Origin of the sequence: Roseomonas sp. KE2513 (genome assembly GCF_016107305.1) — a bacterium.
GTDB lineage: Bacteria > Pseudomonadota > Alphaproteobacteria > Acetobacterales > Acetobacteraceae > Roseomonas.
The window spans coordinates 16,705-38,316 of record NZ_RCVR01000025.1; the positions used below are offsets into that span (position 1 = coordinate 16,705).

Below are 21,612 nucleotides of genomic sequence, written 5' to 3' on the forward strand. Positions count from 1 at the left end.
GCCAACCAAGCAGGCATCCAAGGGCCGCAGGCACTTGGCAGCGAAGGTTCGGCGAGGGCAGAGCCCTCTCCAGGAACAGTCAGAGCCGGCCTCACGCTCAATCCTGAGCCATGGCCGGCCCAGCGGGAGCCGGGGCGCTCGCCGTATCGATGCGCACCACCACGGACATGCCCGGTGCCAAGCGGTCCGCCAGGGGCTGGCCGGCGTCGATGGCGATCCGCACGGGCAGGCGCTGGGCGACCTTGGTGAAGTTGCCCGTGGCGTTGTCGGCTCGGATGACACTGAATTCGGAGCCCGTGGCCGGGGAAAACCGCTCCACCCGTCCGGTGAGCTGCGCGCCCTGGAGAGCGTCCACCCGAAAGGTGACGGGCTGGCCCACCTGCATGCCCGCGAGCTGGGTTTCCTTGTAGTTGGCCACTACCCAGCGCAGCTCGGGCACAAGGGAGGTGATCTGCGTGCCGGCGGTCACGTACTGCCCGACGCGGGCGCCCACCTCGCCCAGGCGCCCATTGCCCGGCGCGAGGATGCGGGTGTTCTGCAGGTCGATCTCCGCGAGATGAACGGCGGCCTCGGCATTCTGCACGGCCGCCTCAAGGCTGGGGCGCGTCGCAAGGGTTTCGGCGAGGGACTGCTGGGCGACGGTTTCGGAGGCCTGAGACTGGGCAAGTCCGGCCTCGGCCTGCCGGAGGGCCGCTCGCACTTGGTCGCCCTGGGCGCGGGACTGGATGTTCGCCTCGATCAGCGGGGCGAGCCGGCGCTCATCGGCCTGCGCCTTGGTGAGCACGGCCTGGGCGTTCTCGATCCCGGCGCGGGAGACCTCGATGCTGGCCTCCTTCGTCCGCCGCTGCACGTCGAGATTGGCGAGCGCCGCCTGGGCCGTGGAGAGCTGCGCGCGGGCCTGGGCGAGGCGCTGCTGAAAGATGCGGTCGTCGATCCGGGCGAGGAGCGTGCCCTCGCGCACCTCCGCGTAGTCGCGCACCGGGATATCGACGATGTAGCCTGCGACCTGTGGGCTCACCACCGTGACGAGGCCGCGCACATAGGCGTCGTCCGTCGTCTGGACCGAGGAGGTGAAGGGCGGCAACCGCCAGGTGTAGAGGATGAGCAGCACCGCAAGCAGGCCCACCACCAAGGCAGGGATCGTCGCGCGGGCAGGGCTGAATTTCGGGAACATCAGGGGATTACCGATTGATCTTCATGCCGTCTGCTCACGGCTGTGCCGGGCGACGAGCTGATTGATGATAAGGCCGACGAGCAGGAGCGCCGAGACGATGGCCACCACGAGGAAGAGGTCGTTGTAGGCGAGGACATAGGATTCCCGCGTGGCGACCTGGGCGAGCAGGGCCGATCCCTCCGCGCTGCGGAGCGCGGGGTCGCCGAGCACACGGGAATAGGTCCCGCCATATTGCTGGATGCGCTGAGCCACGAGCGGGTCGGCCAACGTCAGCGATTCCACGAGCTGGTTGGAGTGGAACTTCTCCCGCACCGTGACGAGCGTCCCGAGCGCCGCCGAGCCGAGCAGCCCGCCGAGGGTCTGCGAGGCAAGGAAGACCGCGAAGAAGCTGGTCAGGTGCTGGATGCCCCAGCGGAGCGTGTGGGCGAAGCTCCAGCCGACCGCGGGCGGCAGGAAGATCGCGCCGCCGAAGGCGACCAGCGCCTGGGCGAGGAGGACGTCCTGCGGGCGCGTCAGGTTTGTGGCCCGGCTCTCCATGAAGGCGCCGATGGCGATCAGTGAGAGGGCGACCATGTGGATCGCGGCGCGGTTCTCGGGCTTGTTGATCGGTGCGACCAGGATGAAGCCGGCGAGGGTGGCGGCGAAGACCACCCAGAGCATCCCCGCCATGTGCTCGTTCAGCAGGCCGAGGTTCTGGAAGAAGCCGATGGTGCCCGTCGTCTGCTCCGAAAGGACGAAGCGGGCGAAGAACATCGATCCGCCGAAGAGGATCATGTCCCTGGAGGACAGCCAGCGGAGGTTCACCAGCGGCCGCTCCCGGTTCAGCTCCACCAGAACCAGGGCGGTCAGCAGGCCGATCCCGAGGGCGAGGCAGACGCCGAGCCAGGGAGCCTCGGTCCACCAGTAGTAACGGCCGAGGCTGAGCACGACCGCGATCAGCCCCATGCCGACGATCAGGAGCGGCAGGCTGATTGCGTCCACCCGGTCGAAGACCTTTGCGCGCGGCGGCGGCGTGATCGGCAGCATGTAGACCCAGGCCAGCGACAGGAGGGAGAGCGCCAGTTCCAGTAGGTTCAGCTGCGGCCAGAGACCGATGTCCAGAAGGCTCGGCGAGACCAGCCGCGCCAGCGGCACTGCGATCTGTGAGCCCGCCAGCCCGAGCGCGATTCCCGTGGTCAGCTTGTGCTTCGCCGGCATCGCCTCCAGCACATAGAGGAAGGCAAGCGTGTTCAGCATCGCCCCCGCGAAGCCGGCGACCGCGCGCAGGATGACCGCGGCCCCGAGCTCCGTGACCACCACATGGGCGAGGGAGAGCACCACCATGAAGATGAGGCTTACCTTCGCCACCAGCCGCAGGCCAAACTGCGTCCGCAGCTTCCAGAGCAGGATGGAGGCCGTGATGCTGGTGGAGCTGTAGGCCGCCGTGAGCCAGACTGCTTCGTTCGTGGTGGCGCCGAAGGTCGCCTGGACCGCCTGGAGGTTCGCCGCCACGAGGTTGTTTCCCAAACCCTGCGTCAGCCCGAAGGTGAGCGAGGCGAGGGCGTAGACCAGCAGGTGCCCGGGGACGATCCTGTCCGGTCCGGGGGGCGGCGCGGGAGGTGCGGCGGGCGCCTCCGGACGGGGCTGCTCGGTATCGCTCACGATCCTGCCTCCTCGGACGCGGCGTCCTGCAACGGCTCAACGGGGCCGAGGCCCTCCAGGTTCGCGGAAATCTGGCTGAGCACGCGCAGAGCGGTCTCGAGGTCGCCCTCGGGGATGCCGGCCAGCACGCGCTCGCGCAGGGCCTCCGAGACGCGGTTCACCGCCTCGACCACGGGGCAGGCTTCTTCGGTCAGGCGGATGCGGTTCGCCCGCCCCTGCGCGGGCTCGCGGCGAATGAGGCCCTGCCGCTCCAGCCCATCGAGCAGGCGAACGAGGGTCGGGTGCTCGACGGAGAGCCCGGCCGCAAGGTCGCGCTGCATGGCACCGCCGCCGGCTTCCGAAAGCAGCATCAGTGCGCGAGCCCGGCCGAGCGTCTGCCCGCTGTCGCGCAACGCCGCGTCCCACCGCGTGCGCCACTTCTGGGTGACGCGGCGGAGCGCGAGGACGAACTCGGCCTTCAGCGCCACGGCAGGCTATCGTAGTAAGCTAACATACCGCGCATTTGGGCAGCTGCCCTGACTATTCAAGCCCCGGCACGAGCAGCCCAGAAGCCGTCAGTCTTCCGCTAGGAAAGCTGCAAAGTCAGTGCCTTAAGATAGGCACTTTCAGGCAGCATCGGATGCAGGGGGTGGTCCGGCCCCGCCCCCGTCAGCGCCAGGATACGTGAGTCCCGCCGCGCACGGTGCAGCCCCGCGAGGACGGTGTCGGCAAACTCCCCGCTGGGCACGTGGTGGCTGCAGGAAGCGATGAAGAGGAAGCCGCCCGGTGCCACCAGCGCGGCGGCGAGGCGCGCCAGCCGGTTATAAGCGCGGATGGCCGCCGGGATGTCCTTGCGGCTTTTCGCGAAGGCCGGGGGATCGACCACCACCACGCCGAATCGGGCGCCTTCGCGACCCATCCGCTCCAGCGTGTCCATCGCCTCCCCGCGCACGGCCTCCACGCGCTCGGCGAGGCCGTTGCGGCGGGCGGTCTCCATGGCGGTGGCCAGGGCGTGCTCGGAGCGGTCGAGCAGGGTCACGCGCGCGGCGCCGGCGGCCGCGGCCTGCAAGCCGAAGCCGCCCGTGTGGCAGAAGGCGTCGAGCACGGCCTCCCCGCGCGCGAGGCGCGCGACGCGGGCGCGGTTCTCCCGTTGGTCGAAGAACCATCCGGTCTTCTGCCCGCCGAGCGGATCGACCGAGAAGGTGACGCTGCCTTCCTCCACCGTGCCCGTCGCATCGGTGCCGCGAAGCAGCTGCGTGACCTCGGGTAGGCCTTCAAGGGCGCGGACCCCGGCTTCGTTCCGCGCCACCACGGCGCGGGGGGCGATCAGCGCGTCCAGGGCGCGCAGGATGGCGGGCGTGGCCTCCTCCATCCCTGCGGTATTCGCCTGGAGCGCCACAAGGTCGCCGTAGCGGTCGAGGATGAGGCCGGGCATGCCGTCCGCTTCGGCATGGACGAGCCGATAGTGCGGCGTGGTGAAAAGGCGCTCGCGCAGGGCGAGGGCCCCGGCGAGGCGCTCGGTCCAGAAGGCATCGTCCACCATTGCCGCCGGGTCGGGCGAGAGGCGGCGGGCGGCGATCAGGGAATGCGGGTTGAAATGGTGCACGCCGAGACGGGCGCCGTCGTCGGCCTCCACCCGGACAGTGCTGCCGGGCGGGATGGCGCGGGTGGCGGGCGTCATCGCCACCTCGTTCGAGAAGATCCAGGGGTGGCCGCCCTTGGCGCGGCGGTCGCGGCCGGGAAGGAGGCGGATCAGGGGCAGGTCGGACATGGCGGGGGCATAGGCCGGATCGGCGCCGCGCGCACGGCCCCCGTGCCGCCACGTCAGTCCAGGTAGTCGGGTTCCTCGCGGCGGAGGATGCGCTTGATGCTCTCCAGGTGGAGCCGCGCGCTCTCGTCGCCACCCTCGCGCATCTGGGCATAGGTCCGCTCGGCCACCTCGCGCGGCACGGGTTTGAGGGCGCGGCCGGTGGAGAGGGCCAGGCGCTGCGCCTCCGCGGCGCGCTCGAGGTAGTAGAGGTCGTCCCAGGCCTCGGCGATGGAGGGGCCGACGACCATGACGCCGTGGTTCTTGAGGAAGGCGATGTCCGCGCCCTCCATGACGGCCGCGATGCGGTCCCCCTCGGCATTGTCGAGCGCGAGGCCGTTATAGTCCTCGTCCACCGCCGTGCGGCCGTAGAACTTAAGCGCCGTCTGCCCGGCCCAGACGAGGGGCGGCCCCTCCAGCATGGAGAGCGCGGTCGCGTTGGGCATGTGGGTGTGGAAGGCGGCGACGGCGCGCGGGTGGCGCAGGTGCAGGCGGGCGTGGATGTGGAAGGCCGTCGATTCCGGCACGCCCTGCCCGGCCAGGACATTGCCCTCGAAGTCGCAGACCAGCAGGCGGGAAGCGGTGATCTCCGCGAAGGACCAGCCATAGGGGTTCACCAGCATAAGGTCGGAGCGGCCGGGCACCAGTACCGAGAGGTGGTTGCAGATCCCCTCCTGCAGGCCGAGCCGGGCGGCCATGCGGAAGCAGGCCGCGAGGTCCACCCGCGCGGCGCGCACCTCCGGCCCGTCGAGGTCGCTGTTGCGGAGGATCGGGGGAGCGTAGGGGTGCGCTTGCGCCATGGCTGGGTTCCGGAAGGGGCGGCGCGCCGCCGCCAGGGCGCCCAGGGTCGCGCCCGCCGGGCGGGACCGCAAGGCATCGCCCCGCGGCCCCTCCGCGATTCAGGCCGCGGCGGGCTTCACCGCCGGCCTGGGCCGCGCGCCGAGCACCAGCAGGGCCGCGACGAGGCAGGCGGCGCCCGCGATGTAAAAGGCCGGCAGATAGGTGGCGAAGGCGTCCCGGCTGAGACCGGCGCCGAGCGCCGCGGCGGCGGCGCCGAGCTGGTGGCCGGTGAAGATCCAGCCGAAGACCATCGGCGCCCGCTCCCGCCCGAAGGCCTGACCGGCCAGCTTCACGGTCGGCGGCACCGTCGCGATCCAGTCGAGGCCGTAGAAGACCGCGAAGATCGAGAGCCCGTAGAGCGAGAAGGTGCTCATCGGCAGGAAGAGCAGCGAGAGGCCGCGCAGCCCGTAGTACCAGAAGAGGAGCTTTCGGTTGTCGTAGCGGTCCGAGAGCCAGCCGGAGGCGATCGTGCCCACGAAGTCGAAGGCGCCCATCATCGCGAGCACCGAGGCGGCCTCCACCTCCGCCATGCCGAAATCCGCGCAGAGCGGGATGAAGTGGGTCTGGATGATCCCGGCCGTCGAAATGCCGCAGATCGCGAAGCTGGCGAAGAGGATCCAGAAAATCGGCTCGCGCGAGGCGCCGCCGAGGGCGCCGAGAGCGTTGCGGATCGGGTTTCCGGCCGCGGCTGGGGCAGGCGCGGTGCCCGGCGCCTCGCCATAGGCCGTGAGGCCGAGGTCGGAGGGCCGGTCGCGCATGAGCAGCAGCGCGAGGACGGCCGCGACCGCGCAGACGGTCAGCCCCGGGGCCATGGCGACGCGCCAGCCCTGGTTCGTCGCCAGCCAGGCCGCGAGCGGGAGGAAGGCGAGCTGGCCGGTGGCGTTGGCCGCCGTCAGCATCCCCAGCACCAGACCCCGCCGCTGCACGAACCAGCGGTTGGCGACGGTGGCGCCGAGGACGAGGGCCGTCATACCCGTGCCCAGCCCGGTCATCACGCCCCAGAAGAGCCAGAGCTGCCAGGCCTGCGTCATGCCCATCGAGAGAAGGCACCCGAGGACGACGAGCGCCAGGGCCGCGGCGATGGTGCGCGCCAGTCCGTAGCGGGCAAGGATGGCCGCGGCGAAGGGCGCCATCAGGCCGAAGAGGAGAAGGCGCAGCGCGAGCGCGCCGGAGATGGTGGCCGTCTCCCACCCCGTCTCGCGTTGGAGAGGCAGCAGCAGCGCGCCGAGGATGCCCATCGCCCCCGCGGAGGAGAGGGAGACAAGGAAGGTGAGCGCGACCATCACCCAGCCGTAGTGGATGCCGCGCCGGGCGAGCCGGGCATTGAGGGCCTGGGCGAGCATCACGCGGCCTGGCTTGTGAAAAGGGCGGGCATGGTCACGCTTTCCATGATGATTGTCATCTATGACCATGACGCCCGTCATGATAAACAGCAAGAGAGATTTTGCGGACCGGAAGGAGACGAGCCATGGCGCGATCCACGCGGGCGGAGGTGGCCGAGAGGCGGCAGGCCGTGCTCGAGGTCGCCGCGCGGCTCTTCCGCGAGCGGGGCGTGGAGGCCGTGAGCGTGGCGGAAGTGATGGCGGCGGCCGGCCTCACCCATGGCGGCTTCTACGGCCATTTCGAATCGAAGGAGGCACTGGCGGCCGAGGCCTGCGGGCAGGCCTTTGGCCGCGCCTGCGCCCGGTGGGAATCCTTCGCGGCCGATCCGGCGGGCGAGGGCTTTGTCCGGCTGCTCGGCAGCTACCTTGCCGCCGCCCATCGCGACTCGCCGGGAAACGGCTGCGCCGGGCCGACCTTCCTGGCCGAGGCGGCGCGCGACGTGCCGGGCGGCAGTGTCCGGCATGCCTATGCCACGGGAATTCGCGGCCTGGCCGGGGTGCTGGAGCGGCTGCTGCCGGCCGCGGTGCGGCGCCGGCGGCGTGAGCGCGCGCTGCTGGCGCTCGCGGCCATGGTCGGCGCCGTCTCGATCGCCCGGGCAGTGGGCGAGGACCCGCTCTCGGAAGAGATCCTGGCGGCGGTCCGGGCCGAGCTGACGGGCTGAGGTCCCTCCCCTTGCCCCATCGGCGCGAGCGCCGCATCACGGCGGCCCGAACCGCGAAAGGTCCCACCCTATGCCCGCCACCGGCACCAGCCCTGGAAGCAATTGGCGCATCGACCCGGCGCGGCTCTGGAACAGCCTTATGGCGATGGCGGAGGTCGGCGCGACGCCCAAGGGTGGCGTGAAGCGCCTCACGCTCACGGAGGTGGACCGGGAGGGACGGAAGCGCTTCGCCGGCTGGTGCGAGGAGGCGGGGCTGACGGTGCGGGTGGACAGCATGGGCAACATGTTCGCCCGCCGCCCCGGCCGCGACCCATCGCGCCCGCCCGTGCTCTTCGGCAGCCATCTCGACAGCCAGCCCACGGGCGGGAAGTTCGACGGCGTCCTCGGCGTCATCGCGGGGCTCGAGGTCATGCGGACGCTGCAGGACCTCAACATCGAGACCGAGGCGCCGCTGGAGCTCGTGAACTGGACGGACGAGGAGGGCAGCCGCTTCGGCCACTCCCTCATGGGCAGCGGCGTCTGGGCCGGTGTCTATGACCAAGCCGCGACCTACGCGCTGCGCGACACCGAGGGGGTCTCGGTGATCGAGGCGCTGGAGGGGATCGGCTACCGGGGCGAGGAGCCCGCGGCCCCCTTCCCCGCCGACTCCTACTTCGAGCTGCATATCGAGCAGGGCCCGATCCTGGAGCGGGAGGGCATGCGGATCGGCATCGTCACCGGCGGGCAGGCGCAGGTCTGGTACGAGGCGGTGATCACCGGCCAGGACTCCCATGCCGGCACCACCCCGCCCTCCGCGCGCCGGGACGCGCTGCTGGGCGCGGCCCGCATCATCTCGCTCGTGGACAGCCTCATGCGGACGCGGGGCGAGGAAGGGCGCGGCACGGTCGGGCGGATGCAGGTCTTCCCAAATTCCTGCAACGTCATCCCCGGCGAGGTCCGCTTCTCCGTTGAGTTCCGCCATCCCTTGGGCGAGGAGATCGAGGCTCTAGCGACCGACTTCCCCGCGCGCGCGGCGGCCATCGCGGAGGAGCTAGGTCTCGCCCTCGAGCTGCGCGAGCTGTTCCGCATTCCCGCCCAACCCTTCGACCCCGATTGCGTCGGCCTCGTGCGGGCGGCGGCGGCGCGGCTAGGGCTTCCCGCGCGCGAGATCATCTCGGGCGCTGGGCACGACGCGATCTATGTCGCGCGCCGCATCCCCGCTGCGATGATCTTCACCCCTTGCAAGGACGGCCTCTCCCACAACGAGGCGGAGAGCATTCTCCCAGAGGAGGCGGCGGACGGCTGCCAGGTGCTGCTGGAGGCGGTGATCGCCCGCGCGAACCGACCGCTCTAAGGCGCGGCCGGATAGGCCGGCAGTTCGCCGGCTAGCACCGCGCGGCCGAAGAGCCAGCCCTGCATGACGAAGCAGCCCTCCGAGAGAAGGGCTTCCCGCTGCGCCTCCGTTTCCACTCCCTCGGCGAGAAGGGGGATCTCCATGCCCTTCGCGAGCGCCGCGACCGCGCGCAGCGTCGCCCGCTCCCGCGCGCCCGCGGGCAGGCCGGCCACGATCGAGCGGTCGAGCTTCACCTGGTCCACCGGCAGGCGGAGGAGATGGGCCAGCGCCGAGCTGCCGCCGCCGAAATCATCGAGCGAGAGGCGCACGCCATAGGCGATGAGTTGGTGGAGAACGGGAGCGATGCTGTCGATGTCGCTCGCGGCGACCACCTCCGGGATCTCCACCTCCAGCCAGCGGGCGTCGACGCCGTATCGCGCGAGGCTAGCGGATACGCGGGCCGGGAAGCCGGGGTCGCGCAGGGTGGAGGGGGAGATGTTGACGCCCACCACCGCAGGTCCTGAGCCGGCGGCCATCCAGGCCGCTTTCTGGCGCAGCGCCTCCTCTAACACCCAGGCATCGATCGCGGGCATCAGGCCCATTGCCTCGGCCACGGGGAGGAACTCCCCGGGACCGACGGGGCCGCTAGGACTTCCCGGCCAGCGGAGCAGCGCCTCGGCGCCGCGGAGGGCGCCGGTCCGCCCATCCACCTGGGGCTGCCAGGCAAGCTGGAAGGCGCCCTTGGCGGTCGCGGCCCGCAGGCCCTCCCGCAGCGCGCGCCGCCGCGCGAAGCTCTCGCCGAGTGCGGCGTCGTAGGTGCAGATCGCCGGCCCGCCCGCGCGCCGCGACCCGGCGAGCGCAAGGGCCGCCGCGCGGTGCAGCGAGCCTGCGTCCGCCGCGTCCTCCGGCATCCGCGCCAAGCCGATACTCGTCCGCAGCGGCGCCGCCCCGCCGCCGAGATCGAGCGGGCGGGCGAAGGCGCTGCCGATCCGCTCCGCGATGGCATGGGCGGCAACGCCGTCGCGCAGGCAGCGCGCGATGACCGCGAACTCGCCTCCGCCAAGGCGAAAGGCGATGTCCGAGGGACGGATCACCGACCGCAGCCGCTCCCCGGCCTCGCGCAGCATCGCGTCGCCGGCGAGGAGTCCGAGCGACTCGTTCACCGCGCCGAACTCGCAGAGTTCGGCGAGGATCAGCGCGCCGTCGGAGCTCTCGCCGGCCATTTCGGTCAGCGCCTGGCGGAAGCGCGTGCGGTTGGGCAGCCCGGTGAGCGGGTCGTGGAGCGAGAGGTGCACCGCTCGCGCCTCGGCGAGGTGGCGCCGGGTGATGTCCTGCAGCATGAGGACCGCCCCCCGCGCGCCGCCCTCGTCATCCATCCAGGGGGAGGAGACGACGATGATGCGGCGCTCGGGCAGGGTTCCCGTGGGCGGCAGCAGCGCCTCCACTTCCTGGCCGGCGGCGAAGCCGAAGGGCCCGCCACCGGCAGCGCCGCAGGGGTGGAGCCCGGCATCGCCGAGGGTGCCGGGCGCCGTTCCCCCGAAAAGCTCCAGCAGCCGCGCATTGGCCGAGAGCGTGCGGCCCTCCGCATCGAGGCGCCAGATGGCAGCGGGCACGTTCTCCTCGATGACGCGGGCGCGGCGCTCGGCGGCGCGGGCGGTGGTGACATCGAAGGCCAGGCGCGCGACCTCGCCGCCGGCAAGGCGCCGCTCGCTCACCCGCAGGGTGCGACCATCGGACAGGGAAAGATCGTAGTCGCGATCCGCGCCTTCGCCCGGGGCTACCCCGGCGTCCGGCAGGTCATGGGCCGCGCCGCGGTCCAGCAGGGCGCCGTCCGGGCGGAGGAGGGCGTAGCGGACCGGCGCGCGCTCGATCGCCTCGCGCAGCAGGACCGCGCGGCGTAGTGCGGGCCAGGCCAGGAGGCCCAGCGCGAGAAGGAAGGCCGCGAGGGCCGACGGCAGGGCCGCGAGGGCCGGTAAGGCCGATTCCGCGGGCAACAGCAGCGCGGCCGCCAGTGCCGCCGCGGCGGCCGAGAGGACGATGGCGGCAGCCAGCAGAGCAAGGCGCCGGTAAACGCGCAGTGTGGCCTCGTCGGAGCGCGTCAAGGCTCGGCTTCCATCCCCTCCGGTGACGCCCCTTGCGGCCCCGTCGCCCGCCCGGAGGCGGCCGGCGTAACGTTGGCGGTATCCGGCGGAAAGCGCAACGACGACCCAGCAATTCCAGCAGTATGTCTCGTTGCGTGGGACGACCGGCAGGGTTGGCATCCGGCCGGCGGGCCTCTATAGCGGCCGCGGCGCACCGGGGATGTGCGGAACCGGCTCAGGGCCGCGCCGCCTGTGCTGCGGGAGACACCCTTCTTGGCCACCTCCGAACCAGATCGTCAGCCCGCAACCCCAGAGCGAAGCCCGGCGCTTGTCGCGCAGGACGCGATCCTCGCCCGGCCGGTGACGCCGGCCCGGCGCATGGCGGACGCGATCCGTGCGCTCGCGATCGACGGCGTCGAGGCCGCGAAGTCCGGCCATCCCGGCATGCCCATGGGCATGGCGGACGCGGCGACGGTCCTGTTCAGCCGGTTCCTGAAATACGACGCCGCCGATCCCCGCTGGCCCGACCGCGACCGCTTTGTGCTCAGCGCCGGCCACGGATCGATGCTCCTCTATGCCTGGCTGCACCTGACCGGCCACGCCGGGATGGGCACGGAGGAGCTGCGGCGCTTCCGCCAGCTCCACTCCCCCGCCGCCGGGCACCCGGAATTCGGTGAGCACCCGGCGATCGAGACGACCACCGGGCCGCTTGGCCAGGGCATCGCCACCGCCGTCGGCATGGCAATGGCCGAGCGCCACCTCGCGGCGCGCTTCGGCAAGAGCCTCGTGGACCACCGCACCTGGGTGATCGCGGGCGACGGCGACCTGCAGGAGGGCATCTCCCACGAGGCGGCCTCGCTGGCCGGGCATTTCCAGCTCGGCAAGCTGACGGTGCTGTGGGACGACAACCACATCTCCATCGACGGCGACACGTCGATCTCTGTGTCGGAGGACACGCTGGCGCGGTTCCGCGCCTATGGCTGGGCGGTGCGCCGCGTCGACGGGCACGACCACGATGCCCTGGCCTCGGCGATGGCCGCGGCGACGAAGTCCCGCAAGCCGACGCTGATCGCCTGCCGCACGATCATCGGCTTCTCCGCGCCGAAGAAGGCGGGCACGGCGGGCAGCCACGGCGCGCCGCTGGGGCCCGAGGAAGGGGCGGCCGCCAAGGCGGCACTCGGCTGGGAGAGCGCGCCCTTCGAGGTGCCGGCGGAGATTCGTGAATCCTGGGAGGCTGCCGGCCGCCGGAGCGGGGGAACCCGCCGCTCCTGGCTCAAGCGGCTGGCGAAGCACCCCAGCCGCGCCGAGTTCGAGCGCGCCATGGCCGGGCGCCTGCCGGAGCGCTGGGACGCGCCGCTGGGCGAGTGGAAAGCGAAGGCGGCGGCGGAGAAGCCGAAGATCGCGACGCGCATCTCCTCCCAGCGCGCGCTCGAGGCGTTGGTGCCGGCCCTGCCCGAGATGATCGGCGGCTCGGCCGACCTGACGGGCTCGAACAATACTAACGTGAAGGGCATTCCCGCCCTGAGCCCCGAGAACTTTGGCGGGCGCTACGTCCACTGGGGCATCCGCGAGCACGGCATGGCCGCCGCGATGAACGGGATGGCGCTGCACGGGGGGGTTATCCCCTATTCCGGCACCTTCCTCGTCTTCAGCGACTACATGCGTCCCTCCATCCGTCTCGCGGCGCTGATGCGCCAGCGGGTGGTGCATGTGCTGACGCATGACAGCATCGGCCTCGGCGAGGATGGGCCGACGCACCAGCCGGTGGAGCACCTGGCAGCGCTGCGGGCGATCCCGAACCTCTACGTGTTCCGCCCGGCGGACGTGATCGAGACGGCGGAGGCCTGGGAGTTGGCGCTGAAGCGCGCCGACGGGCCGAGCGTGCTCGCCCTTTCCCGCCAGAACCTGCCGACGCTGCGCACCGATGTCGGCGAGAACCGCAGTGCGCGCGGCGGCTACGTCCTGGCGGAGGCAAGCGGCGAACGGATGGCAACGCTGATCGCCACCGGCTCCGAGGTGATGCTGGCCATGGCGGCACGCGAGACGCTGGAGGCGGAGGGCATCCCTACCGCGGTGGTGTCCCTCCCTTGCTGGAAGCTGTTCGAGCTGCAGGACCCCTCCTGGCAGGAGGCGGTGCTCGGCTCGGGGCTGCGCGTCGGCATCGAGGCGGCGCTGGAGTTTGGCTGGTCCCGCTGGCTCGGTTCGGACGGCATCTTCGTGGGCATGGCGGGCTTCGGCGCCAGCGCGCCGGCGGATGACCTCTTCAAGCATTTCGGCATTACGGCCGAGGCCGTGGTGGCCGCGGTCAGGCGGCGCCTGCCGGGCGCATGAGGCGGCGCTTTCCGGAAGGGACTGGCGGCCACGCCACCCGTCCGGGAAGACCGCGCTTCGGTTGGCCCCCCGTTGCGGCGACGCGCGGGACGGCTGGCTCAATTGGGTAAGAGAGAAGGAAGAGAAAGCATGGCGGTCAAGGTTGCGATCAACGGCTTCGGGCGCATCGGCCGCCTGGTTCTGCGCGCGGCGATGGAGAGCGGGCGGGACGACGTCGAGTTCACGCACATCAACGACCTCGGCTCCATCGAGGCGAACGCGCACCTCTTCCGCTACGACAGCGTGCACGGCCGCTTCCCCGGCGAGGTTCGGGTCGAGGGCGACAGCCTGGTGATCACCGCCGCCGGCCGCACCCACAAGCCGATCAAGGTGACGGCCGAGCGCGACCCGACGAAGCTGCCCTGGCAGGGCGTGGATGTCGGCGCCGAGTGCACGGGCATCTTCACCAAGTCCCCCGACGCCGCGAAGCTGCTCCAGGCCGGTGTTCGCAAGGTGCTCGTCTCCGCCCCCGTGACCTGGGGCGAGGAGCTGGCCGACGAGAGCGCGCAGGCGACCATCGTCTATGGCGTGAACCACCAGGTTCTGAAGCCGCACCACAAGATCGTCTCCAACGCCTCCTGCACCACCAACTGCCTGGCGCCGATTGCCAAGGTGCTGCACGACAACTTCGGCATCCTGCGCGGCTATATGGTCACCATTCACGCCTATACGGGTGACCAGAACACGGTGGACACGCTGCACAAGGACCTGCACCGCGCCCGCGCCGCCGCCGTCTCGGCCATCCCGACCTCGACCGGTGCGGCCAAGGCCGTCGGCCTCGTGATGCCGGAGCTGAAGGGCAAGCTGGACGGCACCGCCATCCGCATCCCGACGCCGAACGTTTCCCTCGTCAGCCTGGACTTCGTGCCGGCCAAGACCGAGGGGCTGACGAAGGACGCGATCAACGCGGTGATGAAGGCGGCCTCCGAGAGCGGTCCGCTGAAGGGGATTCTGGGCTACAACACCGCGCCGCTCGTCTCCATCGACTTCAACCACGACGCCCATTCCTCCACCTTCGACGCGACGCAGACGCAGGTGGTCGATGGCGGGCTCGTGCGCGTGATGTCCTGGTACGACAACGAGTGGGGCTTCTCGAACCGCATGAGCGACACCGCCGCCCTTCTCGGCTCGCTCTGAGACCCGGAAGGGGGCGGCGACGCCCCCTTCCCTTTTTGTGCACCCCTGAAGGAAACGCTGATGGCCTCGTTCCGCACGCTCGACCAGTTGGACGCCAAGGGAAAGCGCGTGCTGCTGCGCGCCGACCTGAACGTGCCGGTGCGGGACGGCGCCATCACCGACCGCACGCGGATCGAGCGGCTTTCGCCCACGATCAAGGAGCTGTCGGAGAAGGGCGCGAAGGTGATCGTGCTCTCCCACTTCGACCGCCCTAAGGGCAAGCGGGTGCCGGAGATGTCGCTCCGTCCGCTGGTGGAGGCGCTCTCCTCCGTGCTCGGCCGGCCCGTCGCCTTCGCCGATGACTGCGTCGGCCCGGAGGCCCAGGCCGCCGTGGCGAAGATGGCGGACGGCGACGTGCTGCTGCTGGAGAACACGCGCTACCACGCCGGCGAGGAGAAGAACGACCCGGCGCTCTCGGCCGAGTTCGCGGAGCTCGGCGATGTCTATGTGAACGACGCCTTCTCCGCCGCCCATCGCGCCCATTCCACGACCGAAGGCGTGGCGCGCTTGTTGCCCGCCTATGCCGGGCGGCTGATGGAAGCGGAGCTGAAGGCCCTCGAGGCCGCGCTCGGCAATCCCTCCCGGCCCGTGGTCGCCATCGTCGGCGGCGCGAAGGTCTCCACGAAGCTCGACCTGCTGGGGAACCTCTCGCGCAAGGTGGACGTGCTGGTGATCGGCGGCGCCATGGCCAATACCTTCCTCGCGGCCCAGGGCCATTCCATGGGCAAGTCCCTGCAGGAAGCCGAGATGCACGGGACGGCGCTGCGCATCCTCGACGAGGCGAAGGCCGCCAATTGCGAAATCCTGCTCCCGCGCGACCTCGTGGTGGCCGCGGAGTTCAAGGCGAACCCCACCACCCGTACGGTGCCCGTCGACTCCGTGCCGGCGGACATGATGGCGCTCGATGTAGGGCCGGAGACGGTGGACGCGATCGAGGACCGGCTGCGGAAGGCCTCCACCCTCGTGTGGAACGGCCCTCTCGGCGCCTTCGAGACCTCGCCCTTCGACGCCGCGACGGTCGCCGTGGCGGAGAGCGTGGCGGGCCTCACCCAGTCCGCCGGTCTGAAGTCCATTGGCGGCGGCGGCGACACCGTCTCCGCGCTGCGCCACGCGGGCGTGGCCGAACGGATGACCTATGTTTCCTCCGCCGGCGGCGCCTTCCTCGAGTGGCTGGAAGGCAAGACCCTTCCGGGCGTCGCCGCCCTCCAGGGGGACTGATCTAGCCGATCACCCGCCTGCCGGCCTGTTCCGGCAGGTGGGGATCATGGGTGCAGATGATCGTCACCTCCTCCGCGTGGTCGCGGGCGAGGGCCATCAGCCGGCGTCGGCTCTCCAGCCGGGCGGTGCGGTCCACCTGCATGAAGTTCGCGTAGGCCGAGGCGAGGGGCGGCATCCTCGGGGGCTGCTCCAACTCGGAGTGCATGAAGATCGTGTCTCCGGCGTGCAGCACCCAGCCATTGCCGGTGTCGATCGCCACGCCGCAATGGCCGGCTGTGTGGCCCGGCAGTTCCACGAGGAAGATGGACGGCGGCAGGCCCTCCAGCCCGCGCAGCGCGGGCAGGCCGAACCAGGGGTCGCCCGTCCTGTCATACCCCCGCATCGGATGGGCCAACTGCATCGGGCGGTAGCGTCCGCGCTCCCGCGGGGTGTCGCGGCGGCGCGCGGCCTCGATCTCGCGGGCCGAGACATGAACGGTGGCATCCGGAAAATCAGTCAGGCCGCCGGCGTGGTCGAAGTCGAGGTGGGTCATGACGATGTGGCGGACCTCGCGCGGGTCCAACCCCATGCGGCGTAGGCGGCTCACCGCCGTTTCGTCCGCCTCCAGGTGCGGCCGGTCGGCCAGGTAGAACCCGCGGCTGAGGCGCGGCACCGGTTGCGCGGCGTCATCCAGGCCGAAGCCGGTGTCCACCAGCACGAGCCCCGCCTCGCTCTCGAGCAGGAGGCAGCGGCAGGCCAGATGGGCTGGGCCGAGCCCTGGCGTGGTCGCGTCCCAGAGGCCGCCCCCGTAGGGGCGCATGGATCCACATTCTATTGAATGAACCTGCATGGGACGGGAACGCGGGGGTCGGGGCGCAGTTTGGCGGATCCGTCTCGGCTCGAACGGGCCGCTGGGCGGGCCCTGGCGTCCCCGAAGCAGTCCTCAGTATCCCCGGGCCGGGTCCACGCGGTTCGGGAGGGGTCGGCCTTCCCGTAGAGCCCGAAGGTTCTCCATCAGGATATCGAGGGTGCGGTCGTTGTAGCGGACGAGGTCGTCCGCGGAGATATGCGGCGTCACGACCATTCCCGGCGTCTTCCAGATGCGGTGCCCCGGCGGCGGCGGCTCGGGCACCGTCACGTCGGTTACGCAGCCTTCAAGGTGTCCAGCATCAAGGGCGTCCAGCACCGCCTCCTGATCCCAGATGGGGCCGCGGGCCATGTTTACCAGCCGCGCGCCGGGCGGCAGGAGCGCGATGCGCTCGCGGGAGAGGATGTTGCGCGTCCGCTCGGTCAGCGGGCAGGCGAGGACGAGGAAGTCCGCGCCGGGCAGCAGGCTGTCCAGCGCCTCCGCCGGGTGGGTCTCGTCGCAGTCCGGGTGCGGGTTGGCGCCGTTGCGGACGCCGATGACGCGCATGCCGAAGGCCCGCGCCCGCCGCGCGATCCCGCCGCCGAGCGCACCAAGCCCGATGATCAGCACGCGCCGCCCCTCCAACGTCGAGGTGAAGATCGGCTTCCACTCCTCCCGGCGCTGCTGCTCGAAAAAGGCGGGCATGCGGGTGTGGAGCATGAGGATCGCCATGATCCCGAACTCCCCGGCCTTGTCGCCGTGGGCGCCGCGATTGTTCAGCAGCGCGACCTCGTCCGGCAGCCAGTCGAAGGGCGCGGCGGGGTCGAGGCCGGCGGAGGTGGTGGCGATCACCTTCAGCCGCGGCGCAAGGCCGGGGAGTGCGCCCTTCGGGAAGCGGGCGCGGAGCTGGCGGGTCCAGGTGAGCAGCACCTCCGCCTCCCCGATCGCGCGGGCGAAGCCCTCGTCGTCGCGCGCGAAGGAGACGGCCATCGGACCCATGTCCGGGTGGCGGGCGAGGGCGGCGTTCCACTGCGCCTCGGTAATCTCGAAATGCGGGTCGTTCGGCGGGTTCTGGACATGGATGCGCATGGCCGGGCTTTCGCACGCACCCCTTTCGCCGGGAAGTGGCGGCCGGGAACAAGGAGGCGCGAGGGCCACTGGCGCGGGCCCGGTGGATGGCGGCATGGTGCGCGTCGAACGGGGCAGGAGCGGCAGCAATGGGCATCAGCAGGAGGGCCGTGGTCGCGGCGGCGCTGGCTATGCCGGGCCTCGCCCGTGCCCAGGCCGCCTGGCCCTCGCGGCCGGTGCGCGTCATCGTCCCCTTCCCGCCCGGCGGCAGCAATGACGCGGTGGCGCGGCCCTTGGCGGAGCATCTTCAGGCGCGCTTCGGACAGCCCTTCGTGGTCGAGAACCGGCCTGGCGCCGGCAGCACCATCGGCTCGGCGGAGCTGGTACGCGTGCCGGCGGACGGGCTGACGCTGATGGTCACCTCCTCCACCTTCTCGACCAGCTCGGCGGTGCAGCGCACGCCCTATGACGCGGCGGTGGATTTCGAAGCGGTGGCGATGCTCGCCGTGGCGCCGCTGGTCGTGCTTGCCGCGCCGGGCTTCCCGCCGAATACGCTCGCCGAACTGGTCACCTATCTCCGCGCCCATCCAGGTCGGGTGGATTACGGCTCGGCCGGTCCGGGCAGCATCAACCAGCTCTCGGCAGAGCTCTTCGCGCAGAAGGCGGGCGGGCTGTCGCTGCAGCATGTTCCTTATCGCGGCATGGGGCCGGCGACGACCGACCTCGCCGCGGGGACGATCCAGCTTCTCTTCACCACACTCCCCTCGGCGCGCGGGATCATCGATTCGGGGCGCGTGAAGGCGATCGGCTGGACCGCCGAGAACCGCCCGCCCGGCGGCCCGCAGGCGCCGACGCCGCGGGAGAGCGGGTTGCCGGACTACGAGGCTGGAATTTGGTGGGGCCTTCTCGCCCGCCGAGGGACGCCACCGGAGATCCGGGACCGGCTGAACGCGGCGGCGAACGAGGCACTCTCGGGCGGGCGGCTCGCCGGCTATCTCGAAAGCGAGGGGGCGACGCCGACTCCGCGCAGCGCAGCCGAGGGCGACGCCTTCCTGCGCGCGGACCTTGCCCGCTGGCGCGAGGTCGCGGCCGCCGCAAACATCCGGGTGGAGTGACGCGGTGAAGTGACGGGGCCAACGTAGCGTCGCACTGGACGTTCTGTCTCTCGACCCGATCTGGATCGCCATGGTCCCGCCGCCGGCCGGAGAGGGGCTGGAACCATGTGATGCTGACCGAGCGATCACGACGACTCGCGACGCCGGGGCGCGGCGCGGCCCGAACGGAGAAGCTGATGACACGGCGTAACCTGCTGCTGACCGCCACCGCCCTTGCCCTGGCCGGCGCCCTGCCGGGGCTGCCCGCCCGCGCACAGGCGGCGCCGCGGCGCCTTCGCGGAACGATCGACAGCGTCTCCGGCCGCGACATGGCGATCACCACCCGCGAGGGAACGAAGGTGACGGTGAAGCTCGCGGAGAATGTCGGAGTCTCCGCGCTGCGGAAGATGTCCCTCTCCGACATCACGCCCGGCAGCTTCATCGGCACGGCGGCGGAACCCGGGCCGGACGGTGTCTGGCGCGCGCTGGAGGTGCTTGTCTTCCCCGAGGCCATGCGCGGCACGGGCGAGGGACACTTTGCCTGGGACCTGACGCCCACCTCCTCGATGACCAACGCCACCGTCGATTCGGCCGTGCAGGGCAATGACGGGCGCAGCCTGACGCTGAACGCCCGCGGCCAGCAGATCCGGGTGATGGTGCCACCCGAGGTGCCCGTGGTGACGCTCATCCCCGCCACCTTCGACGACCTCAAGCCCGGCGCGCAGGTCTTCCTCTCGGCGACGCCGGCCGCCGACGGCACCCTCAACGCCGCCCGCGTCACGGTCGCGAAGGACGGCGTGGTCCCGCCGATGTGAGCGACGCGGCCCTCTCCTCCCCCGCCCGGCCGCGGCGCGCGCGGCGAGAGGGGCCGCCGGCGCAGAAGCCCGGCCCCTGGCCCTGGCTCGACCGCGGCGGTCGCTTCTCCTGGTTCAAGGCGGCCGTGCTGCTCGGCTGCTTCATGCCGCTGCTGGTGCTCGCCTGGGATTGGGGGACGCGCAATCTCGGGCCGGAGCCGCTGACGCGGGCGACGCACGATACCGGCGACTGGTGCGTGCGCTTCCTGCTGATCGGGTTGGCGGTGACGCCGCTGCGCTGGATCCTCGACGAGACGAAGATCCTGCAGGTGCGCCGGATGCTCGGGATCGCGGCCCTCGGCTACGCCGTGCTCCATCTCCTACTCTATGTGGGGAACGAGCACCTGCGGCTCTGGCACGTGCTGCTGGAGATCGTGAAGCGGCCCTACCTCTCGACCGGCTTCACGGCGCTGATCGGCTTCGTGGTGCTCGGCTGGACTTCGACGGATGGCTGGCTGCGGCGCCTCGGGCGGGAGTGGAAGCCGCTCCACAAGCTCGTCTATCCGCTGACGGCGCTCGGCCTGCTGCACTTCTACATGCAGTCCAAGATCAACGTGTCGGAGCCGGTGCTGATGACCGGCTTCTTCCTTTACGTGATGTTCTGGCGGGCGGTGCCGGCGCGCTGGCGGATGAGTCTCTGGCCGCTCTTGCCGGTGTCGTTTCTCGCCGCCGCGGGGGCGGCCGGGCTTGAATACCTCTGGTACGCGCTGGCGACGAAGCTGCCGGCGGACATGATCTTCCTGGCCAATTTCGACACCGAGTTCGAGATCCGGCCGGCTGTCTGGGTGCTGGCGGCGGGCCTTGCGACTTTCGTGGCAGCCTGGGCCTGGTGGGCCGCGCGCGAGCTTCTTCGGCGCCGCGCGGTGGCCTGACTGCGTGCCCGGCTCAGCCGGGAATGCAGCGAACCGTGCCGGGGTTGAGGCGCGCCTCTGCGGCAACGGTCCCGGCCGGGCAGGCCACCTGGCGGCGCGAGGGCGGCGGAAGGTCGGCGTACCAGCCGGCCACGTCCGGATCGGTGCCGCCCGGCGCCGCTCCTCCAACCCGCGCGACGCCGCGGCCGTCGCAGCGACCGGGCCGGCCCCGCATGGGCGTGCCGCCATTGGGGCAGAGCCAGCGGCGAATGGCCGCGGCATCGGTCAGGGAGGGCATCTCCTGGGTGACGATTCGAGGGCCGGGCATTACCTGGAAAACCCGCCGCTCCTGGGCCGCCGCCCCTGGGGGTTGCGCGGTGAGCCCCAGCAGGAAGGCTGCGGCCCCGAGGCCGCCGATGAGCAAGGGACGGGTCATGCCGGCGGGACATGGTGCGCCGCAGCGCCCAGGAGAAGGCCGGCAGACGCCCTGCAACCTTTCGCCACGCGCTTGACGCGCCCGCCGGGGCGCGCGAAGCCGGCCGACTGCGGCCCGCTTCCGGAGAAGACCCCTTGGACCTCGATCCCCAGATCAAGAAGGCGCTCGAAGGCGTCTCCACAGCGACCCTGACGACGGTCCTGCTTAAGAAGGGGCTGCGCAATGTCTGGATGCGCGGGACCCGGCCCATCCGCGAGGGCCAGCCGCGGCTGGTCGGGCGCGCCTTCACGCTCCGCTTCGTCCCTGCGCGCGAGGATCTGGCGACGCCCGAGAGCTGGGCTTCGCCCATCTCCACCCGCGCCGCCATCGAGGCGATGACCGAGGGCTGCATCACCGTCGTGGACGCCATGGGGGTGCAGGACGCAGGCATCTTCGGTGACATCCTCTGCGCCCGCATGGCGAAGAAGGGGGTGGCCGCCCTGATCACGGACGGCGTGGTGCGGGACGTGGCAGGGGTGCTCGGCACCGGCCTTCCCGTCTGGTGCAGCGGCGCTGCGGCCCCGCCCTCGGTCGCCGGCCTCACCTTCGTCGCCTGGCAGCAGCCGATCGGCTGCGGTGGCGTGGCCGTGTTCCCCGATGACGTGGTGGTGGTGGACCAGGACGGCGCCGTGCTGATCCCTCAGGCGCTGCTAGAGGCCGTGACCGAGGCCGCGGTGGAGCAGGAGCGCCAGGAAACCTGGATTATGGGCGAGGTGGAGAAAGGCGCGGCGCTCCCCGGCCTCTACCCGCCGAATGCCGAGAACAAGGCCCGCTACGAGGCCTGGAAGAAGGGGTGAACTCC

Annotated in this window: 19 protein-coding genes; 9 read left to right on the top strand and 10 right to left on the bottom strand. The window is 71.3% G+C overall.

Going from position 1 to position 21,612, the window contains the following annotated elements; translation table 11 throughout:
- Positions 1–97: 97 nt before the first annotated feature.
- The 6 genes from D9599_RS21155 to D9599_RS21180 form a co-directional block, all read right to left on the bottom strand.
- Positions 98–1,174, bottom strand: coding sequence for an HlyD family secretion protein (locus D9599_RS21155; protein WP_198383278.1), 1,077 nt, complete (start codon positions 1,172–1,174; stop codon positions 98–100).
- Positions 1,175–1,195: 21 nt separating this feature from the next.
- Positions 1,196–2,815, bottom strand: a complete 1,620-nt coding sequence (locus D9599_RS21160) for an MFS transporter (protein WP_198383279.1) — start codon at positions 2,813–2,815, stop codon at positions 1,196–1,198.
- Positions 2,812–3,282: a MarR family transcriptional regulator gene (locus D9599_RS21165; protein WP_309228676.1), complete on the bottom strand. Its 471-nt coding sequence runs from the start codon at positions 3,280–3,282 to the stop codon at positions 2,812–2,814. The genes D9599_RS21160 and D9599_RS21165 overlap by 4 nt, the downstream gene beginning before the upstream one ends.
- A gap of 98 nt (positions 3,283–3,380) precedes the next feature.
- Positions 3,381–4,565, bottom strand: coding sequence for a class I SAM-dependent rRNA methyltransferase (locus D9599_RS21170; RefSeq protein ID WP_198383280.1), 1,185 nt, complete (start codon positions 4,563–4,565; stop codon positions 3,381–3,383).
- 53 nt (positions 4,566–4,618) lie between these two features.
- Positions 4,619–5,401 (bottom strand): aldolase, encoded by a 783-nt coding sequence (locus tag D9599_RS21175; protein ID WP_198383281.1) that lies wholly within the window; start codon positions 5,399–5,401, stop codon positions 4,619–4,621.
- Between the two features lie 99 nt (positions 5,402–5,500).
- Entirely contained in the window at positions 5,501–6,784 is a 1,284-nt protein-coding gene (locus D9599_RS21180; protein ID WP_198383282.1) for an MFS transporter, read from the bottom strand.
- A gap of 125 nt (positions 6,785–6,909) precedes the next feature.
- Between D9599_RS21180 and D9599_RS21185 the strand changes: the two genes are divergently transcribed.
- Together D9599_RS21185 and D9599_RS21190 are read left to right on the top strand one after the other, a co-directional pair.
- The gene (locus D9599_RS21185; protein ID WP_198383283.1) at positions 6,910–7,485 is read left to right on the top strand and encodes a TetR family transcriptional regulator; all 576 of its coding nucleotides are present in this window, start codon (positions 6,910–6,912) and stop codon (positions 7,483–7,485) included.
- Between the two features lie 70 nt (positions 7,486–7,555).
- Complete coding sequence (locus tag D9599_RS21190; RefSeq protein WP_198383284.1) at positions 7,556–8,818, top strand: Zn-dependent hydrolase; 1,263 nt, start codon at positions 7,556–7,558, stop codon at positions 8,816–8,818.
- Here the strand turns inward: D9599_RS21190 and D9599_RS21195 are convergent.
- A complete protein-coding gene (locus tag D9599_RS21195) occupies positions 8,815–10,899 on the bottom strand; it encodes a bifunctional diguanylate cyclase/phosphodiesterase (protein WP_198383285.1) in 2,085 nt (694 codons plus the stop codon). The two genes, D9599_RS21190 and D9599_RS21195, sit on opposite strands and share 4 nt — an antisense overlap.
- 357 nt (positions 10,900–11,256) lie before the next feature.
- Between D9599_RS21195 and tkt the strand changes: the two genes are divergently transcribed.
- The 3 genes from tkt (at position 11,257) to D9599_RS21210 (ending at position 15,642) form a co-directional block, all read left to right on the top strand.
- Entirely contained in the window at positions 11,257–13,209 is a 1,953-nt protein-coding gene (tkt, locus tag D9599_RS21200; protein ID WP_198383341.1) for a transketolase, read from the top strand.
- Between the two features lie 129 nt (positions 13,210–13,338).
- Positions 13,339–14,385 (top strand): type I glyceraldehyde-3-phosphate dehydrogenase, encoded by a 1,047-nt coding sequence (gene gap / locus D9599_RS21205; protein ID WP_198383286.1) that lies wholly within the window; start codon positions 13,339–13,341, stop codon positions 14,383–14,385.
- Between the two features lie 60 nt (positions 14,386–14,445).
- Positions 14,446–15,642, top strand: a complete 1,197-nt coding sequence (locus D9599_RS21210; protein ID WP_198383287.1) for a phosphoglycerate kinase — start codon at positions 14,446–14,448, stop codon at positions 15,640–15,642.
- 1 nt (position 15,643) lies between these two features.
- Here the strand turns inward: D9599_RS21210 and D9599_RS21215 are convergent, their stop codons facing one another.
- Together D9599_RS21215 and D9599_RS21220 are read right to left on the bottom strand one after the other, a co-directional pair.
- A complete protein-coding gene (locus D9599_RS21215; protein ID WP_198383288.1) occupies positions 15,644–16,441 on the bottom strand; it encodes an MBL fold metallo-hydrolase in 798 nt (265 codons plus the stop codon).
- Positions 16,442–16,564: 123 nt separating this feature from the next.
- Entirely contained in the window at positions 16,565–17,557 is a 993-nt protein-coding gene (locus D9599_RS21220) for a D-2-hydroxyacid dehydrogenase (RefSeq protein ID WP_198383289.1), read from the bottom strand.
- Between the two features lie 128 nt (positions 17,558–17,685).
- On the opposite strand from D9599_RS21220, the gene D9599_RS21225 reads away from it, so the two are divergent.
- The 3 genes from D9599_RS21225 to D9599_RS31495 all read left to right on the top strand — a co-directional run bounded on the left by D9599_RS21225 (position 17,686) and on the right by D9599_RS31495 (position 20,356).
- Positions 17,686–18,651, top strand: a complete 966-nt coding sequence (locus D9599_RS21225; protein WP_198383290.1) for a tripartite tricarboxylate transporter substrate binding protein — start codon at positions 17,686–17,688, stop codon at positions 18,649–18,651.
- 110 nt (positions 18,652–18,761) lie between these two features.
- On the top strand, positions 18,762–19,445 hold the full coding sequence (locus tag D9599_RS21230) for a hypothetical protein (RefSeq protein WP_198383291.1): 684 nt from the start codon (positions 18,762–18,764) through the stop codon (positions 19,443–19,445).
- Complete coding sequence (locus tag D9599_RS31495; protein WP_198383292.1) at positions 19,442–20,356, top strand: sulfite oxidase heme-binding subunit YedZ; 915 nt, start codon at positions 19,442–19,444, stop codon at positions 20,354–20,356. The genes D9599_RS21230 and D9599_RS31495 overlap by 4 nt, the downstream gene beginning before the upstream one ends.
- 13 nt (positions 20,357–20,369) lie before the next feature.
- Here D9599_RS31495 and D9599_RS21240 read toward each other — a convergent pair whose 3' ends face one another.
- On the bottom strand, positions 20,370–20,771 hold the full coding sequence (locus D9599_RS21240; RefSeq protein WP_198383293.1) for a hypothetical protein: 402 nt from the start codon (positions 20,769–20,771) through the stop codon (positions 20,370–20,372).
- A 134-nt stretch (positions 20,772–20,905) separates the two neighbouring features.
- Between D9599_RS21240 and D9599_RS21245 the strand changes: the two genes are divergently transcribed.
- Complete coding sequence (locus D9599_RS21245) at positions 20,906–21,607, top strand: ribonuclease activity regulator RraA (RefSeq protein ID WP_043829921.1); 702 nt, start codon at positions 20,906–20,908, stop codon at positions 21,605–21,607.
- The last annotated feature ends 5 nt before the right edge of the window (positions 21,608–21,612 follow it).